We start from the raw sequence: 15,396 nt of genomic DNA, 5'->3' as shown, positions 1-15,396 counted from the left end.
AGGTGACAAGGGGAAATTCAAAAAAACTTTTCGTTCGCTCGATTTTCCATCACAACGCGAGTTTTACGCGCTATTTGCGCGCCATTTGTGCGATTTCCCGAGCAAACCGGGATACCTGTTGCCAGTCGGTATAGACCACTTCTTTGCGGGTATCCGTTTCCCCCCCGGTCATTTTCATAATCAGGCGGATCATAAACCGATCGTACCAGCTGTAGCGCGGGTAGCGCAGCGCGCCGGCAAATACCGCGCAGCTCTGCGGCTGCCACGGCGAGTTCAGCAGAAACTTACGCGTATAGCTGTTGGTCTGCGGCGTGCGCTTCTCGGGTTTACGCGCCACCAGGTTAACAGAGAAGAATGCTCCCGGCAGCGCCTGCAATGATGCCAGATGCTTTTTCACAAAGCGGTCCACCGCCGGATGAAAGTGCCCGTAGCGAATCGACGCGCCGATGACCACCCGATCGTAGTGATGCCATTCGACGACATCGGTACGGTTCAGGTTCAAGGTGTCCGCGTCGATGCCCAGCTCTTTCAGCTCGGAGGCCAGAAACGAAGCGATTTCACGGGTCTGCCCGTCGCGGGTGGAGAAGAGTATTAAAGTTTTCACGAGCACTCCTGTTATTCGCGCCAGAAAGTGGGAGTAAAGAGCACCAGTAAGGTGAACACTTCCAGACGACCAAACAGCATATTAGCAATCAGGATCCATTTCGCGACCGGGTTCATAGTGGCAAAGTTGTCCGCGACAACGCCAAGCCCAGGCCCGAGGTTGTTCAACGTCGCCACCACGGAGGCGAAGGCAGAGAAATCATCCACCCCGGTGGCGATAATAGCCAACATACTAATGATAAAGACCAGCGCATAGGCGGAGAAGAACCCCCACACGGCTTCAAGAATACGTTCCGGCAAGGCGCGGTTACCTAACTTGATGCTATAAACCGCATTCGGGTGTACCAGACGCTTAAGCTCACGGTTGCCCTGCTTAAACAGCAACAGGATACGGATCACCTTTAAGCCACCGCCCGTGGAACCGGCACAGCCGCCGATAAATGCGGAGCAGAGCAGCAACACCGGCAGGAATAGCGGCCAGCGCGCAATGCTATCGGTAGTGAATCCCGCGGTGGTCGCCATCGACACCACCTGGAAAAATGCCTGATTCAGCGTCGTCAGCACCGACCCATACACGTTATGAAGCCATAGCACCAGCGTACAGATGATGACCAGCGTCAACTGGACGCCAATGAACATGCGAAATTCTGGGTCGCGCCAGTACACCTTCAGGCTGCGTCCGCTCAATAACGAAAAATGCAGACCGTAGTTACAGCCAGAGATCAGCAAAAAGATCGCGATGATAGAGTTAATCATCGGGCTATTGAAATAGCCGACGCTGGCATCGTGAGTCGAGAAACCGCCGATGGCGATAGTGGCAAAGCTGTGCCCAATCGCATCGAACGCCGGCATACCGGCAAACCAGAGCGCCAATGCGCAGGCTATCGTCAATAACACATAGATAAGCCACAGCGTCTTCGCCGTCTCGGCGATACGCGGGCGCATCTTGTTGTCTTTCAACGGACCGGGCATTTCCGCGCGGTAGAGCTGCATCCCCCCTACGCCGAGGATAGGCAGAATCGCCACCGCCAGCACAATGATCCCCATGCCGCCGAACCATTGCAGCATCTGCCGGTAAAAGAGGATTGCATGAGGTAATGAGTCCAAACCCACCAGGGTGGTCGCTCCGGTCGTCGTCAGGCCGGAAAATGACTCGAAGAAGGCATCGGTCACCGTCAGGTTCGGCTGCTCGGCGAAAATAAAGGGCAAGGCCCCCACGCTCCCCAGCACGGTCCAGAACAGCACCACAATCAGAAACCCTTCGCGGGATTTCAGTTCGCCTTTTTGTTTACGATTCGGCCACCACAGCATGGAGCCAATCGCCAGCGCAACAAAAAAGGTTTGCGTGAAGGCCCGCCCCGCGCCATCGCGATATATCAGGGCCACTAATCCCGGAACGATCATCGTCCCCGAAAATAAGATGACCAACAGTCCAACGATTCGGGTTATGGCGCGAAAATGCATCTCTGGCGCTTCCTTTGATAGGCAAAAAAAACAGAGGGGATTATTCGTCAATCTTCAGTAATTGCAATGAACCGCGACTAAAATCAGCCAGTTTTGCTGAAAAAGCCGCCACTTCGGCACGGGGAAGCGCCACGCGCAGCCGAACCGACGCCAGATATTCGCTTTCGACTACCTTCCCGGAGAATTGGGCGAGCAGCGCTTCGATACCGGCCAGTTGCCCATACTCACATTGCAAAGTATATGCTGTTAACGGTGTCTTGCGCTGCGTCGTCAGCTGCGCCAGCGCCTGATGAACACCGCCGCCATAGGCTTTCACCAGGCCGCCAGTGCCCAGCAGGATACCACCGTAGTAGCGCACGACGACAGCGGTTATCTCACCCACGCCGCACCCCATCAGTTGCGCCAGCATCGGTTTACCCGCCGTCCCCGCCGGTTCGCCATCGTCAGAAAACCCCAGCTGTTGCGAATCATCAGGCGGCCCGGCGACCCACGCCACGCAGTGGTGGCGGGCATCAGGGTGATCCGCTCTGACGGACTCGACAAACGCTTTTGCCGCCGCCACGCCGTCGGTATGCGCCAACAGCGTGATAAAACGGCTTTTTTTAATCTCCTCAACGACGGTAACCGGCGCCGCCGGGATTAACCAGCTTTCCATTAAGCCAGCTTCAGATCGCGCGTCATATTTTCAATGCTGTTTTCGTGAACCACCACGTTATCTTCGATACGGATCCCGCCAAACGGCTTCATGGCGTCAATTTTCTGCCAGTTGAAGTGCTTGCTGAACGGGCCTTCACGCCACGGCGCCAGTAACGACTCGATGAAGTAGATGCCGGGTTCAATAGTCAGCACCATGCGCGGCTCGATAATACGGGTGCAGCGCAGATATGGGTATTTCGACGGCGCCGCCAGATGCGTACCGGCGTCATCCTGCATAAAGCCAGCGACATCATGCACCTGCAGACCCAGCGGATGGCCAATGCCGTGCGGCATAAACGGCCCGGTCAGGTCATTCTCCACCATCGCCTCTTCGCTCATGTTGGTAACCAACTGGTGTTTACGCAGTAGCTTTGCGATGCGCTGATGGAACTGGATATGGTAATCAATGTAACTGGTACCGGCCTTCATGGTACTAATCAGCGCCAGCTGCTCGTCATTAACGTCTTTGATCAGATGGGCAAAGTCGTTGTCGCCGTGCGCCGCCCAGGTTCGCGTCAGATCCGCGGCATAGCCGTTATATTCTGCGCCAGCGTCGAGCAGGAAGCTGCGCATCTCCGCCGGGGCGCGATGATCCAGTTTGGTGTAGTGCAGGACGGAGGCATGCTCATTCAGCGCGACAATGTTGCTGTAAGGCACGTCGGTATCGCGGTGACCAGTGGCGGTGAGATAGGCCTGGTTGATATCGAATTCGCTCATCCCGGACTGGAAAGCTTCATAGGCCGCGCGATGACCATTGACCGCCGATTTCTGCGCTTCACGCATACAGGCCAGCTCGTAATCCGTTTTGTAAGCCCGATAGTAGTGCAGGTAATCGATAACCCCTTTCGGGTTGATCTTATCCGCAGCGATACCCAGCCCCAGCGCGCGCTCCGGTACCGGCCCAATATAACCGATATTACCGCGAGCGGCAGGTAGCTGGCTGCCGATGCCATCGGCCTTCGGCAGAGCAATGACGTCAACTTCTTCGGTCCAGAATGCGGTCGGTAGCGGCTCGACGTTGTGCCAGTAATCGACCGGCAGATAGAACCACAGCTTCGGTTTGTTAACGCCATCCACCAGCAGCCAGCAGTTAGGCACCTGCGTCACTGGCACCCAGGCTTTGAACTGCGGATTGACCTTGAACGGGTACGGGTGGTCGTCAAGGAAGACGTTAACCAGCTCACCGGAGTGAATCAGCAGCGCATCCATCTGAAAACGGGCCAGCACGTCGCGGGTACGTTCTTGTAGGGTAACAATATGATTTTTATAGAGCGCGGACAGGGATTCCATCTTTCATCCTTTGCTTTTATGGGATCGTGATACTCCGCATCTTAGCACATCACCCTGCGTGCGGGTGATTTCCGCCGGATGTGATCCGACCAGCAATTATTTAAAGAGTAATTTGCAATTCTTTAACATAAATTCCACACTCCGTTTCATCTGGTATGACCAGATCATATTGCTGGATTCAGGAGACTGACATGCTCTACAAAGGCGACACCCTGTACCTCGACTGGCTGGAAGATGGCATCGCCGAACTGGTGTTCGATGCCCCAGGTTCGGTCAACAAGCTTGATACCGCAACCGTAGCCAGCCTCGGTCACGCGCTGGACGTACTGGAAAAACAAAACGATCTCAAAGGTCTGCTGCTGCGCTCTGAAAAAGCGGCGTTTATCGTCGGCGCGGATATCACCGAATTCCTCTCGCTGTTCCTGGTCCCTGAGGAGCAGTTAAGCCAGTGGTTGCATTTTGCTAACAGCGTTTTCAATCGTCTGGAAGATCTTCCCGTCCCGACGATCTCTGCCGTCAATGGTTACGCGCTGGGCGGCGGTTGTGAATGCGTCCTGGCGACCGATTACCGCCTGGCGACGCCGGATCTGCGTATCGGTCTGCCGGAAACCAAGCTTGGCATTATGCCGGGCTTCGGCGGTTCTGTGCGTCTGCCACGCTTGCTCGGCGCCGATAGCGCGCTGGAAATTATTGCCGCCGGGAAAGACGTCGGCGCCGATCAGGCGCTGAAAATCGGCCTGGTGGATGGTGTGGTCGCAGCGGAAAAACTGCGTGACGGCGCGCTGGCGATCCTGCGTCAGGCGATTAATGGCGATCTGGACTGGAAAGCAAAACGTCAGCCGAAACTAGAGCCGCTGAAGCTCAGCAAAATTGAAGCTACCATGAGCTTCACGATTGCCAAAGGCATGGTCGCGCAAACGGCCGGGAAACATTACCCGGCGCCGATCACCGCGGTGAAAACCATTGAAGCCGCCGCACGTCTTGGTCGTGAAGAAGCCCTGGTGCTGGAAAATAAAAGCTTTGTCCCGCTGGCCCATACCAATGAGGCCCGCGCGCTGGTTGGTATCTTCCTGAACGACCAGTACGTCAAAGCGAAAGCGAAAAAGTTGACCAAAGATGTCGAGACGCCGAAGCATGCTGCTGTCCTGGGCGCTGGCATTATGGGCGGCGGTATCGCATACCAGTCGGCCTGGAAAGGCGTGCCGGTGGTGATGAAAGACATTAGCGACAAATCGCTGACCCTGGGCATGACCGAAGCGGCGAAACTGCTGAATAAACAGCTGGAACGCGGCAAAATCGACGGTCTGAAGCTGGCCGGAGTGATCAGCACCATTCAGCCAACCCTGGAATACAGCGGTTTTGATCGCGTCGACGTGGTTGTTGAAGCGGTGGTCGAAAACCCGAAAGTGAAGAAAGCGGTGCTGGCCGAAACCGAGGCAAAAGTGCGCCCGGATACCGTGCTGGCATCCAACACCTCAACAATCCCCATCAGCGAACTGGCCAGCGTTCTGCAACGCCCGGAAAACTTCTGCGGTATGCACTTCTTTAACCCGGTGCATCGCATGCCGCTGGTTGAAGTGATCCGCGGCGAAAAAACCTCGGATAAGACCATTGCCAAAGTTGTGGCCTGGGCCAGCAAAATGGGCAAAACGCCGATCGTGGTCAATGATTGTCCCGGCTTCTTCGTTAATCGCGTGCTGTTCCCCTACTTCGCCGGCTTCAGCCAGCTGCTGCGCGACGGGGCGGATTTCCGCAAAGTCGACAAAGTGATGGAAAAACAGTTTGGCTGGCCAATGGGCCCGGCCTATCTGCTGGACGTGGTCGGCATCGATACCGCCCACCATGCTCAGGCCGTGATGGCGGCGGGCTTCCCGCAGCGGATGCAGAAAGATTATCGCGACGCCATCGACGCCCTGTTTGACGCCAACCGTTTCGGCCAGAAGAACGGCCTCGGTTTCTGGCGTTATAAAGAAGACAGCAAAGGTAAGCCGAAGAAAGAAGAAGACGCTGCCGTCGACAGCCTGCTGGCCGACGTCAGCCAGCCGAAGCGCGATTTCAGCGATGAAGAGATTATCGCCCGCATGATGATCCCGATGGTTAACGAAGTCGTCCGCTGCCTGGAAGAAGGCATTATCGCCAGCCCGGCGGAAGCGGATATGGCGCTGGTATACGGCCTGGGCTTCCCTCCGTTCCACGGCGGCGCATTCCGCTGGCTGGACACCATCGGCAGCGCGAAGTATCTCGATATGGCGCAGCAATACCAGCACCTTGGCCCGCTGTATGAAGTGCCAGCCGGTCTGCGTGACAAAGCGCGCCATAACGAAGCGTATTATCCCCAGGTAGAGCCAGCCCGTCCGGTTGGCGCTCTGAAAACGGCTTAAGGAGTCACAATGGAACAGGTTGTCATTGTCGATGCAATTCGCACCCCGATGGGCCGTTCGAAGGGCGGCGCCTTTCGCAACGTGCGTGCGGAAGACCTCTCCGCGCACCTGATGCGTAGCCTGCTTTCGCGTAACCCGTCGCTTGAGGCGAGCGCGATTGACGATATTTACTGGGGCTGCGTGCAACAAACGCTGGAGCAGGGTTTCAACATTGCGCGTAACGCCGCGCTGCTGGCAGAAATCCCGCACTCGGTACCGGCGACGACGGTTAACCGTCTGTGCGGTTCCTCCATGCAGGCGCTGCACGATGCGGCCCGTATGATCATGACCGGCGATGCCAGCGTCTGCCTGATTGGCGGCGTTGAGCACATGGGCCATGTGCCAATGAGCCACGGTGTCGATTTCCATCCGGGCCTCAGCCGTAATGTGGCGAAAGCCGCCGGCATGATGGGGCTGACCGCGGAAATGCTGGCGCGTCTGCACGGCATCAGCCGCGAAATGCAGGATCAGTTCGCCGCACGCTCTCACGCTCGCGCCTGGGCGGCGACCCAATCAGGCGCCTTCAAAGCCGAGATTATCCCGACCGGTGGCCACGATGCCGATGGCGTACTGAAGTCTTTTAACTATGACGAAGTGATCCGCCCGGAAACCACCGTCGAAGCGCTGGCGGCGCTGAGACCGGCATTTGATCCGGTGACCGGCACGGTAACGGCAGGCACCTCTTCCGCCCTTTCCGACGGCGCGGCGGCAATGCTGCTGATGAGCGAAAGCCGCGCCCGCGAGCTGGGGCTGAAGCCACGCGCCCGCGTCCGTTCGATGGCGGTGGTCGGCTGCGACCCGTCCATTATGGGTTATGGCCCGGTTCCGGCCTCAAAGCTGGCGCTGAAAAAAGCGGGCTTATCCACCAGCGATATCGACGTCTTTGAAATGAATGAAGCGTTTGCCGCGCAGATCCTGCCGTGTATTAAAGATCTGGGCTTAATGGAGCAGATTGACGAGAAGATCAACCTCAACGGCGGCGCGATCGCGCTCGGACATCCGCTGGGCTGCTCCGGGGCGCGCATTAGCACCACGTTGATCAATCAGATGGAACGCAAAGACGCTCAGTTCGGTCTGGCGACCATGTGTATCGGTTTAGGTCAGGGTATTGCCACTGTGTTTGAGCGGATTTAATCGAAGGGTTATCTCAACGCCATTGCGACCAGAAACAGGCAGCAATGGCGAAGAGAGCAGGTTTAGTTGCCGTTCTTCCCGCCTGTCAGGGGCGGGTTTTTTATTTTCAGATAAAGGCAAACGCGTCGCCAAACAGGCGATCTTCGCGCGCGCCGCGTTCGTTGCAGAACAGGTCGCGGGCAATCTTAGCCATCTCAAAACGACCGGCAATGTAGATATCATGCTCGGCCAGCGTGCCGTAATCCTGCAGCACGGCAGTCAGTACCGTACCGGAACGACCGCGCCACCCTTCTTCCGGTTGCTCGACCACCGGCTCAATGCGCAGATTCGGATGTTTGATGCTTAACGCTTCCAGCTCGGCCAGATCGTACAGATGCTTAGCCTCGCGGCCGCCCCAATAAATGGCGATATCGCGATCCGGGTTACGCGCCAGCGCGGTTAACAGAATAGAACGCACATAAGAGAATCCGGTACCGCCGGCGATCAGAATCAGCGGGCGATCTTCGTCATCGCGCAGCCACGCTTCGCCATGCGGAATATCAACCTCAATTTCACGCTCTTTCAGAATGCGATCCATCACCGCCATCGCATACAGATTGAGTTCAGAAGCACCGATATGCAGCTCGATAAACTCGTGCTCTGACGGCGTGGAAGCCATAGAGAACGGACGCTTATCGCGCTCGTCCATTACCACCATCAGATACTGGCCAGCGCGGAAAGAGAATGCCGCTTCCGGTACTAATCGAACGCGATACACGGTATCGGTAATCGCCTCCACTGAGGTCACTTTACAGCTTAAGGTTGTCATGCGTCCCCTCTGTCGGGTCTATAGAGCAAAACAGCGGCGTTAGCCCCGCTTACTGTTATTTAAAGATGGCCAGTTCATCCCAGATGGCGTCGATGCGCGCCGTCACCTGAGGATCTTTTTTGATTGGACGACCCCATTCACGCTGGGTTTCGCCAGGCCATTTATTTGTGGCATCCAGCCCCATTTTTGAACCCAGGCCGGAAACCGGCGAGGCAAAATCCAGATAATCTATTGGCGTATTTTCTACCAGTACCGTATCACGAGCCGGGTCCATACGGGTAGTAATCGCCCAAATCACGTCGTTCCAGTCGCGTGCGTTGACGTCGTCATCGCATACGATCACGAATTTGGTATACATGAACTGGCGCAGGAATGACCAGACGCCCATCATCACGCGCTTGGCATGGCCCGCGTACTGTTTTTTCATGGTCACCACCGCCAGGCGATAGGAACACCCTTCCGGCGGCAGATAAAAGTCGACGATTTCCGGGAACTGCTTTTGCAGAATCGGCACAAAGACTTCGTTCAGCGCCACGCCCAGCACCGCAGGTTCATCCGGCGGACGACCGGTATAGGTCGAATGATAAATCGCGTCTTCGCGCTGGGTAATGTGGGTTACCGTAAACACCGGGAAGCTATCCACTTCATTGTAGTAGCCAGTATGATCGCCATACGGGCCTTCCGGCGCCATCTCCCCGGCCTCAATGTAACCTTCGAGCACAATTTCCGCGCTGGCCGGGACTTCAAGGTCATTGGAAACGCACTTCACCACTTCGGTCTTGGTGCCGCGCAGCAAGCCTGCGAAAGCATATTCCGACAAGGTATCGGGCACCGGCGTCACCGCGCCAAGAATGGTCGCCGGATCGGCGCCAAGCGCCACGGAAACCGGGAAGCGCTCGCCGGGATGCGCCGCGCACCACTCCTGGAAATCAAGCGCGCCGCCGCGGTGGGATAACCAACGCATGATGAGTTTGTTTTTACCGATCAGCTGCTGGCGATAAATTCCCAGGTTCTGCCGCTCTTTGTGCGGGCCGCGGGTCACCGTCAGCCCCCAGGTAATCAGCGGCGCGGCATCTTCCGGCCAGCAGGTCATAATCGGGATTTTATTCAGGTCGACGTCATCGCCCTGGATGATTTTTTGTTGGCAGGGCGCGCCGCGCAGGCGTTTGGTCGGCATATTCAACACTTGCTTGAACTGCGGCAGCTTATCAAACAGATCGCGGAAGCCTTTTGGCGGCTCCGGCTCTTTCAGAAAGGCCAATAGCTTCCCGACTTCCCGTAGCGAACTGACGTCTTCCTGGCCCATCCCTAGCGCCACACGACGCGGCGTGCCAAACAGATTGCACAGCACCGGCATCGAGTAGCCTTTCGGGTTTTCAAACAGCAGCGCCGGGCCACCGGCACGCAGGGTCCGGTCGGCAATTTCGGTGATTTCCAGGTGAGGATCGACCGGCAGAGTGATACGTTTTAGTTCGCCCTGTTGTTCCAGGAGTGTCAGAAAGTCGCGAAGATCGTGGTATTTCATGAAAGTGTTATTGACCTCTCTACAGGCGGCTAATTATACGGTGTTCGACGGCGCGATGCTGTAATTTTGTTAAATTAGCGTGAAAGAACGCTGAAATTTGGATTTCAATTATAATGGCTTTCGCGATTACACCAGCCATTTGTTATGCTTGCCGTTATTAGAAGTGGAATGAGTCATTATGCAAGCCTGGTACTTACTGTATTGCAAACGTGGGCAGCTACAACGAGCCCAGGAACATCTGGAACGTCAGTCAGTTAACTGCCTGATGCCGACGATTGCGCTGGAAAAAATCATTCGCGGTAAACGCACCATGGTCAGCGAACCGCTGTTCCCGAACTACCTGTTTATTGAGTTCGATCCAGAGGTGATTCATACCACTACCATCAGCGCCACCCGCGGGGTTAACAACTTCGTGCGCTTTGGCGCCCTGCCCGCTGTCGTTCCCTCGGCGGTGATTCATCAGCTCTCTATCTACAAACCAGAAGGCATTACCGACCCGGAAACGCCGCATGAGGGCGATAGCGTGCTAATCACCGACGGCGCGTTCGAAGGCTTACAGGCTATCTTCACCGAGCCGGACGGCGAAGCTCGTTCTATGTTGCTGTTAAACCTGCTGAATAAGCAAGTCCTGCAGAGCGTTAAAAATACCGACTTCCAGAAAATCTAAACGCCGTTAACGTCGATGCCAAACAGCGTCCTGACGTTTGCGTCCGTTTGCGCCTCCAGCCATTGCGTCTCTTCGCCCCGCCAGCTCGCGACGCTGGCCAGGATATGCGGCAAATACGCGGGCTCGTTACGCCGCGAGGCCGGTCTCGGCTTGAGGTCGCGAGGCAGCAGATAAGGCGCATCGGTCTCCAGCAGCAGACGTTCCGCCGGGATCGCCGGCAGCAGCTCGCGCAGCTCCAGTCCCCGCCGCTCATCGCATACCCAACCGGTAATACCGATAAACAGGCCCAGATCCAGGCATTCCTGCACCTCGCTGCGGCTGCCGGTAAAGCAGTGCAGCACCGCGCCCGGGATCTTCTCAAGCCAGGGTTTAAGCAACGCCAGAAACCGGTCGTGGGCGTCGCGGCAGTGTAAAAACACCGGCATCGACAGCTCAGCGGCCAGCGCCAGCTGGGCGCTGAAGGCTGCCTCCTGCTCCTGCGGCGTGGAGAAATTACGGTTAAAATCCAGACCGCACTCACCTATCGCCACCACCTGTGGCTCGCGGGCGAGGGTATAAATCGCCTCGGCGACCGCTGGCGTCCAGCTGCTGCCATCATGGGGATGAACCCCCGCCGTGGACCAGCAGCCGGAATAGCGGCTCGCCATTCTCTGGGCCTGCTGGCTCTCCGGCAAATTTGTGCCGGTCAGCAGCATGCCGTGAACCCCCGCCGCCCGGGCGCGCGCCACCACCTCATCATGGTCGCGGGAAAACTGCGAACTGGTCAGATTAACGCCGATATCAAACATGAACGCTCCCATATAACAACCGCCCTGGCGGGCGGTTGACGGTATTACTCTTCTCTGTGCTCTGCGGCTTCAGCTTCGGCCGCGGCATCGTCATCGCGCGTCAGGCGCTTCCCGGTGTAGAAGCGGGCGAAGAACACCCCGACTTCAAACAGACAGTACATCGGAATGGCCAGCAGCGTCTGCGAGAATACGTCCGGCGGCGTCAACAGCATGCCCACCACGAAGGCGCCCACCAGCACATACGGCCGTTTTTTGCGCAGTTCTTCCGGCGTAGTAACGCCCATCCAGCAGAGCAGCACAATGGCGACCGGTACCTCAAAAGAGACCCCGAAAGCCATAAACAGCGCCATCACGAAGTCGAGATAGCTGCGGATATCGGTCGAGACCAGCACCCCCTCCGGGGCAGCATGGGTCAGGAAGCCGAACGCCAGCGGAAACACGACAAAATAAGCGAAAGCCATGCCGATATAGAAAAGCAGCGTACTGGATACCAGTAAAGGCACCACCAGCCGGCGCTCGTGCTTATACAGCGCCGGCGCGACGAAGGCCCATACCTGGTAAAGAATAATCGGCACTGACAGGATCACCGACACCATGAAGGTCAGCTTTATCGGCGTGAAGAAAGGTGAAGCGACATCAGTGGCGATCATCGTCGCGCCTACCGGCATCTTGCTGATAAGCGGGGCCGAGACCAGCTGGTAGATATCATTGGCGAAATAGACCAGCGCCAGGAAGATCACCAGGATAGCAATGATGCTGTTGAGCAGACGCTTGCGCAGCTCAATCAGATGCGAAATTAGCGGTTGTGTATCGTCTACGCCCATGTTTACGGTTTATCACTCGATGCGGGGGAAGAATGAGGGGCTGCCGCCGTAGCGGATGTTTTCTCTGCCGGAAGTTCAGCCGGTGAAGCGGGTTGCTCATCGGCGACAGGATCCGGCGCATGAGCCGGAGCGCTGGCCTGATGTTCTGCCGTCGCCGGCGTGACGTCCTGGCGCTGCGCTTCACTGCCTTTCACCACCGGATTAAGGATGGTATTGGCTTCGTCGCTGGCCTTTTCAGGATCGTGGGCGCTATAGGAGCGCTTCATCGACTCCGCAGCCTCGCGCAGTTCATCCATGGAGGCTTTCAGCTCCGGCGTCAGGTTATTCAGGCTGGCCTTTTCCACCTTCTTGAGGCTCTCCTGGAACTCCTGCAGTTTTAGCTCCTGGGCCAGCTCATTTTGTACCGTGGTCGCCAGCGAGCGTAGCGTACGGATCCAGCCAACCACCGTTTTAACCGCGACGGGAAGCCGCTGTGGCCCCAGAACAATGAGGCCAATCACAAACACCAGCAGTAGTTCACTAAAACCAATATCGAACACGAGTTACACCTGCTCTTTGTCGTGGCGTTTTGTCTCGTCTTTTTTTGCATCATCCTGTTTATCGGCGATGGTTTTCGCCGTGAAATCTGCGTCTGGCGCCGACTTTTCGGGTTTATCATCATCACTCATGGCTTTTTTAAAGCCTTTGATAGATGCCCCTAAGTCTGACCCCAGTGAGCTCAGCTTCTTCGTCCCAAAAAGCAGAACTACGATGACGACAACAATTAATAACTGCCAAATACTGATACCACCCATACACGTTCCCCTATGACAGATGATGAATTATGTGGACGCATTATACACGCCATCCTGCGAGCCGCCTCTTCGTCAGGCGACTGGCATGATTTTGCGCAAATAAGCCTGCGTCATGAAGAGGCGAACCGATCAGTGGGTTTTCCGCCAGCCAATCAGCCAGGTCACCACACCGCCGGCCATCAACCAGCCGGGCATCATTCCCCACTCAGGGCGATGGATAAAGAGCAGCGTACCACTGAGCAATAAAACCGCGCCTATACCAAACAGATAACGGGATTGGCCCTGGCGCACATGACGCACATGCATATCCCGCACGATGGTATCGACGCTGGTCTGCAGCTGTTTGCTCTGCTGCAGGCTCTGATACACCAGCTCAGGTATTTCAGGCATTCTTTCGATCCAGAACGGCGCTTTGTCTTTAAACGCGCGCACCAGCGCCGGAATGCCGACCTGATCTTTGATCCACGACTCGAGGAAAGGCTTCGCCGTTTTCCACAAGTCTAACTGAGGATAGAGCTGCCGGCCTACCCCTTCTACGTAAAGTAATGTCTTCTGTAGTAAAACGAGCTGCGGCTGGACTTCCATATTGAAACGCCGCGCGGTATTGAACAGATTAAGTAGCACGTGGCCGAAGGAGATCTCCGCCAGCGGCTTCTCAAAGATCGGCTCGCAGACCGTGCGGATCGCGAACTCAAACTCTTCGACATTCGTATCGGGCGGTACCCAACCGGAATCGACGTGCAGCTCAGCCACCTTACGATAATCGCGGTTAAAGAAGGCGATAAAGTTTTCCGCCAGATAGCGCTTATCTTCTTTGTTCAGCGAGCCGACAATACCGCAGTCGATGCCGATATACTGCGGATCTTCCGGGTGCTCGTAGCTGACGAATATGTTGCCAGGGTGCATATCGGCATGAAAGAAGCTGTCGCGGAACACCTGGGTAAAGAAGACCTGCACGCCCCGCTCCGCCAGCAGCTGCATGTTGGTCCCCTGGGCCTCCAGCGCCTCCACGTCGGACACCGGGATACCGTAGATGCGCTCCATCACCATCATGCTTTCGCTGCAGTAGTCGGGGTACACCTCCGGCACGTACAGCATCGGACTATCTTCGAAATTACGCCGCAGCTGAATGGCGTTGGCGGATTCCCGCAACAGGTTCAGCTCGTCCAGCAGCGTTTTTTCATATTCGCGAACCACCTCCTGCGGGCGCAGACGGCGGCCGTCAGGCAGCAGACGCGGTACCCAGCGCGCCAGGCGGTAGATGAGCTTCATGTCCGCTTTAATGATCGGCAAAATATCCGGGCGGATAACCTTGATCACCACCTCTTTGCCATTCTCTTTCAGACGTGCGGTATGCACCTGGGCGATGGACGCCGAGGCTAACGGCTCTACGGAGAAATCATCAAACCAGGCTTCCACCGGCAGGCCCCCCATCGCTTTCTCTATCTGCTGCTGCGCGAGCTTTCCTTCAAAGGGCGCTACGCGGTCCTGCAACAGCGCCAGCTGATCGGCAATATGCGGCGGGAAGAGATCCCGGCGGGTGGAAAGCATCTGGCCAAATTTAATCCACACCGGCCCCAGCTCCTGAAACGCCAGGCGCAGACGAGTGCCAAGGGGTTGGTCTTGATGACGATTTGGCATCCAGAACAGCATCCGCCGCCAGATACGCAGCGGCAGCGTGAGACGAATTTTGGGGATGAGCTCATCGAGCCCGTAGCTCAAAAAGGTGTGGATGATGAAATACAGGCGCCGTAATTCTCCTGGCGTCATTTGCCCTCCAGCGTTTCCAGCCGTTTTTCCAGTGCGGCCAGCGCGCGTTCAATAGCCGTCGTTTCTTCCGCAAACCATGCCAGCTCCAGCGGCCCCGGTGCCAGTCGCCACTCTTCAGTGATCGCTTCTGCGACATAGCGCTGCTGGCGCTGCGCGCCTTTCAGTAAAAACTGAGCGCCGCCGCGGAGGACTTTGCCAACGCCTTCAGCCACGATATCGCCAGTATAAGGCGCCAGCAGTTCAGCGGGATCGAACTCCGCCAGATCGCACAGGGAGACCATATTCTGCACCACCTGCAGATCGCCCTGCACTTCCAGATCTCCGCTACGGATAAGCGCCGTGAGCTGCTGACGATTACGCAGTTTGGGCAGCACGCTGAGCCGGGTAATCACAGTGCAGTCGGCCTCTCCCTCCCAGGCGCTCAGGACATCAACCTGGCGTTCGCTGAACGCCAGTACGATCGGGGTGGAGAAGTCCTGCAGTTGAACTCGCAATACCTTACCCAGCAGGCGCTGACGAGCGGGTTTTAGCGCCTTGTCACGCCAGAGAAAAGTATTCAGCGCCGTCTCAATGCTAGCGGTCACCAGGGGTGTGAAAGGCATAGCGTCCCTCC

At 56.7% G+C, this 15,396-nt stretch carries 15 protein-coding genes; 3 read left to right on the top strand and 12 right to left on the bottom strand.

The features are described from left to right. Window positions 1–70: 70 nt before the first annotated feature. From hemG to pepQ, 4 genes are read right to left on the bottom strand one after another with little or no spacing between them, the layout of a single operon-like run. Window positions 71–604, bottom strand: a complete 534-nt coding sequence (hemG, locus tag HMPREF3096_RS05195; RefSeq protein WP_012543216.1) for a menaquinone-dependent protoporphyrinogen IX dehydrogenase — start codon at window positions 602–604, stop codon at window positions 71–73. A gap of 11 nt (window positions 605–615) precedes the next feature. After that, window positions 616–2,067 carry a Trk system potassium transporter TrkH gene (gene trkH, locus HMPREF3096_RS05190; protein ID WP_008807923.1) on the bottom strand — a complete coding sequence of 484 codons (1,452 nt, stop codon included), beginning with the start codon at window positions 2,065–2,067 and terminating at the stop codon, window positions 616–618. Between the two features lie 40 nt (window positions 2,068–2,107). After that, window positions 2,108–2,722, bottom strand: a complete 615-nt coding sequence (locus tag HMPREF3096_RS05185) for an IMPACT family protein (protein ID WP_008807924.1) — start codon at window positions 2,720–2,722, stop codon at window positions 2,108–2,110. Then, window positions 2,722–4,053, bottom strand: coding sequence for a Xaa-Pro dipeptidase (pepQ, locus tag HMPREF3096_RS05180; protein WP_008807925.1), 1,332 nt, complete (start codon window positions 4,051–4,053; stop codon window positions 2,722–2,724). Before pepQ ends, HMPREF3096_RS05185 begins: the two co-directional genes overlap by 1 nt. A gap of 191 nt (window positions 4,054–4,244) precedes the next feature. Here pepQ and fadB point away from each other — a divergent pair, with 191 nt between their 5' ends. Continuing rightward, complete coding sequence (gene fadB, locus HMPREF3096_RS05175) at window positions 4,245–6,434, top strand: fatty acid oxidation complex subunit alpha FadB (RefSeq protein WP_012543218.1); 2,190 nt, start codon at window positions 4,245–4,247, stop codon at window positions 6,432–6,434. 9 nt (window positions 6,435–6,443) lie between these two features. Then, window positions 6,444–7,607: an acetyl-CoA C-acyltransferase FadA gene (gene fadA / locus HMPREF3096_RS05170; RefSeq protein WP_008807927.1), complete on the top strand. Its 1,164-nt coding sequence runs from the start codon at window positions 6,444–6,446 to the stop codon at window positions 7,605–7,607. 106 nt (window positions 7,608–7,713) lie between these two features. Here fadA and fre read toward each other — a convergent pair whose 3' ends face one another. Both fre and ubiD read right to left on the bottom strand, forming a co-directional pair. Further along, entirely contained in the window at window positions 7,714–8,415 is a 702-nt protein-coding gene (gene fre, locus HMPREF3096_RS05165; protein ID WP_008807928.1) for an NAD(P)H-flavin reductase, read from the bottom strand. A gap of 55 nt (window positions 8,416–8,470) precedes the next feature. Continuing rightward, a complete protein-coding gene (ubiD, locus tag HMPREF3096_RS05160; protein ID WP_008807929.1) occupies window positions 8,471–9,940 on the bottom strand; it encodes a 4-hydroxy-3-polyprenylbenzoate decarboxylase in 1,470 nt (489 codons plus the stop codon). A 178-nt stretch (window positions 9,941–10,118) separates the two neighbouring features. Between ubiD and rfaH the strand changes: the two genes are divergently transcribed. Beyond that, complete coding sequence (gene rfaH / locus HMPREF3096_RS05155) at window positions 10,119–10,607, top strand: transcription/translation regulatory transformer protein RfaH (RefSeq protein WP_008807930.1); 489 nt, start codon at window positions 10,119–10,121, stop codon at window positions 10,605–10,607. Here the strand turns inward: rfaH and tatD are convergent. The 6 genes from tatD to ubiJ all read right to left on the bottom strand — a co-directional run bounded on the left by tatD (window position 10,604) and on the right by ubiJ (window position 15,385). Beyond that, window positions 10,604–11,407, bottom strand: coding sequence for a 3'-5' ssDNA/RNA exonuclease TatD (tatD, locus tag HMPREF3096_RS05150; protein WP_162822802.1), 804 nt, complete (start codon window positions 11,405–11,407; stop codon window positions 10,604–10,606). The two genes, rfaH and tatD, sit on opposite strands and share 4 nt — an antisense overlap. 32 nt (window positions 11,408–11,439) lie before the next feature. Continuing rightward, on the bottom strand, window positions 11,440–12,219 hold the full coding sequence (gene tatC, locus HMPREF3096_RS05145; protein WP_004886745.1) for a Sec-independent protein translocase subunit TatC: 780 nt from the start codon (window positions 12,217–12,219) through the stop codon (window positions 11,440–11,442). A gap of 2 nt (window positions 12,220–12,221) precedes the next feature. Beyond that, window positions 12,222–12,758, bottom strand: coding sequence for a Sec-independent protein translocase protein TatB (gene tatB / locus HMPREF3096_RS05140; RefSeq protein ID WP_008807932.1), 537 nt, complete (start codon window positions 12,756–12,758; stop codon window positions 12,222–12,224). A gap of 3 nt (window positions 12,759–12,761) precedes the next feature. Further along, window positions 12,762–13,013 carry a Sec-independent protein translocase subunit TatA gene (gene tatA / locus HMPREF3096_RS05135; RefSeq protein ID WP_002883425.1) on the bottom strand — a complete coding sequence of 84 codons (252 nt, stop codon included), beginning with the start codon at window positions 13,011–13,013 and terminating at the stop codon, window positions 12,762–12,764. 129 nt (window positions 13,014–13,142) lie between these two features. Continuing rightward, window positions 13,143–14,783, bottom strand: a complete 1,641-nt coding sequence (gene ubiB, locus HMPREF3096_RS05130; protein ID WP_032732163.1) for a ubiquinone biosynthesis regulatory protein kinase UbiB — start codon at window positions 14,781–14,783, stop codon at window positions 13,143–13,145. Beyond that, on the bottom strand, window positions 14,780–15,385 hold the full coding sequence (gene ubiJ / locus HMPREF3096_RS05125; protein WP_008807934.1) for a ubiquinone biosynthesis protein UbiJ: 606 nt from the start codon (window positions 15,383–15,385) through the stop codon (window positions 14,780–14,782). Before ubiJ ends, ubiB begins: the two co-directional genes overlap by 4 nt. Window positions 15,386–15,396 lie beyond the last annotated feature (11 nt).

It is taken from the genome of Klebsiella sp. HMSC25G12, from assembly GCF_001807705.1.
Taxonomy (GTDB): Bacteria; Pseudomonadota; Gammaproteobacteria; order Enterobacterales; family Enterobacteriaceae; genus Klebsiella; species Klebsiella variicola.
The sequence above is the reverse complement of the archived record's forward strand: the minus strand, read 5'-3'. Positions and strand labels throughout refer to the sequence as shown.

What these genes read in the sequence shown, in the direction of transcription:
- trkH (WP_008807923.1), bottom strand. Translation starts at nt 2,067, where the DNA reads ATGCATTTTCGCGCCATAACCCGAATCGTTGGACTGTTGGTCATCTTA.
- HMPREF3096_RS05185 (WP_008807924.1), bottom strand. Translation starts at nt 2,722, where the DNA reads ATGGAAAGCTGGTTAATCCCGGCGGCGCCGGTTACCGTCGTTGAGGAG.
- pepQ (WP_008807925.1), bottom strand. Translation starts at nt 4,053, where the DNA reads ATGGAATCCCTGTCCGCGCTCTATAAAAATCATATTGTTACCCTACAA.
- fadB (WP_012543218.1), top strand. Translation starts at nt 4,245, where the DNA reads ATGCTCTACAAAGGCGACACCCTGTACCTCGACTGGCTGGAAGATGGC.
- fadA (WP_008807927.1), top strand. Translation starts at nt 6,444, where the DNA reads ATGGAACAGGTTGTCATTGTCGATGCAATTCGCACCCCGATGGGCCGT.
- fre (WP_008807928.1), bottom strand. Translation starts at nt 8,415, where the DNA reads ATGACAACCTTAAGCTGTAAAGTGACCTCAGTGGAGGCGATTACCGAT.
- ubiD (WP_008807929.1), bottom strand. Translation starts at nt 9,940, where the DNA reads ATGAAATACCACGATCTTCGCGACTTTCTGACACTCCTGGAACAACAG.
- rfaH (WP_008807930.1), top strand. Translation starts at nt 10,119, where the DNA reads ATGCAAGCCTGGTACTTACTGTATTGCAAACGTGGGCAGCTACAACGA.
- tatD (WP_162822802.1), bottom strand. Translation starts at nt 11,407, where the DNA reads ATGGGAGCGTTCATGTTTGATATCGGCGTTAATCTGACCAGTTCGCAG.
- tatC (WP_004886745.1), bottom strand. Translation starts at nt 12,219, where the DNA reads ATGGGCGTAGACGATACACAACCGCTAATTTCGCATCTGATTGAGCTG.
- tatA (WP_002883425.1), bottom strand. Translation starts at nt 13,013, where the DNA reads ATGGGTGGTATCAGTATTTGGCAGTTATTAATTGTTGTCGTCATCGTA.
- ubiB (WP_032732163.1), bottom strand. Translation starts at nt 14,783, where the DNA reads ATGACGCCAGGAGAATTACGGCGCCTGTATTTCATCATCCACACCTTT.
- ubiJ (WP_008807934.1), bottom strand. Translation starts at nt 15,385, where the DNA reads ATGCCTTTCACACCCCTGGTGACCGCTAGCATTGAGACGGCGCTGAAT.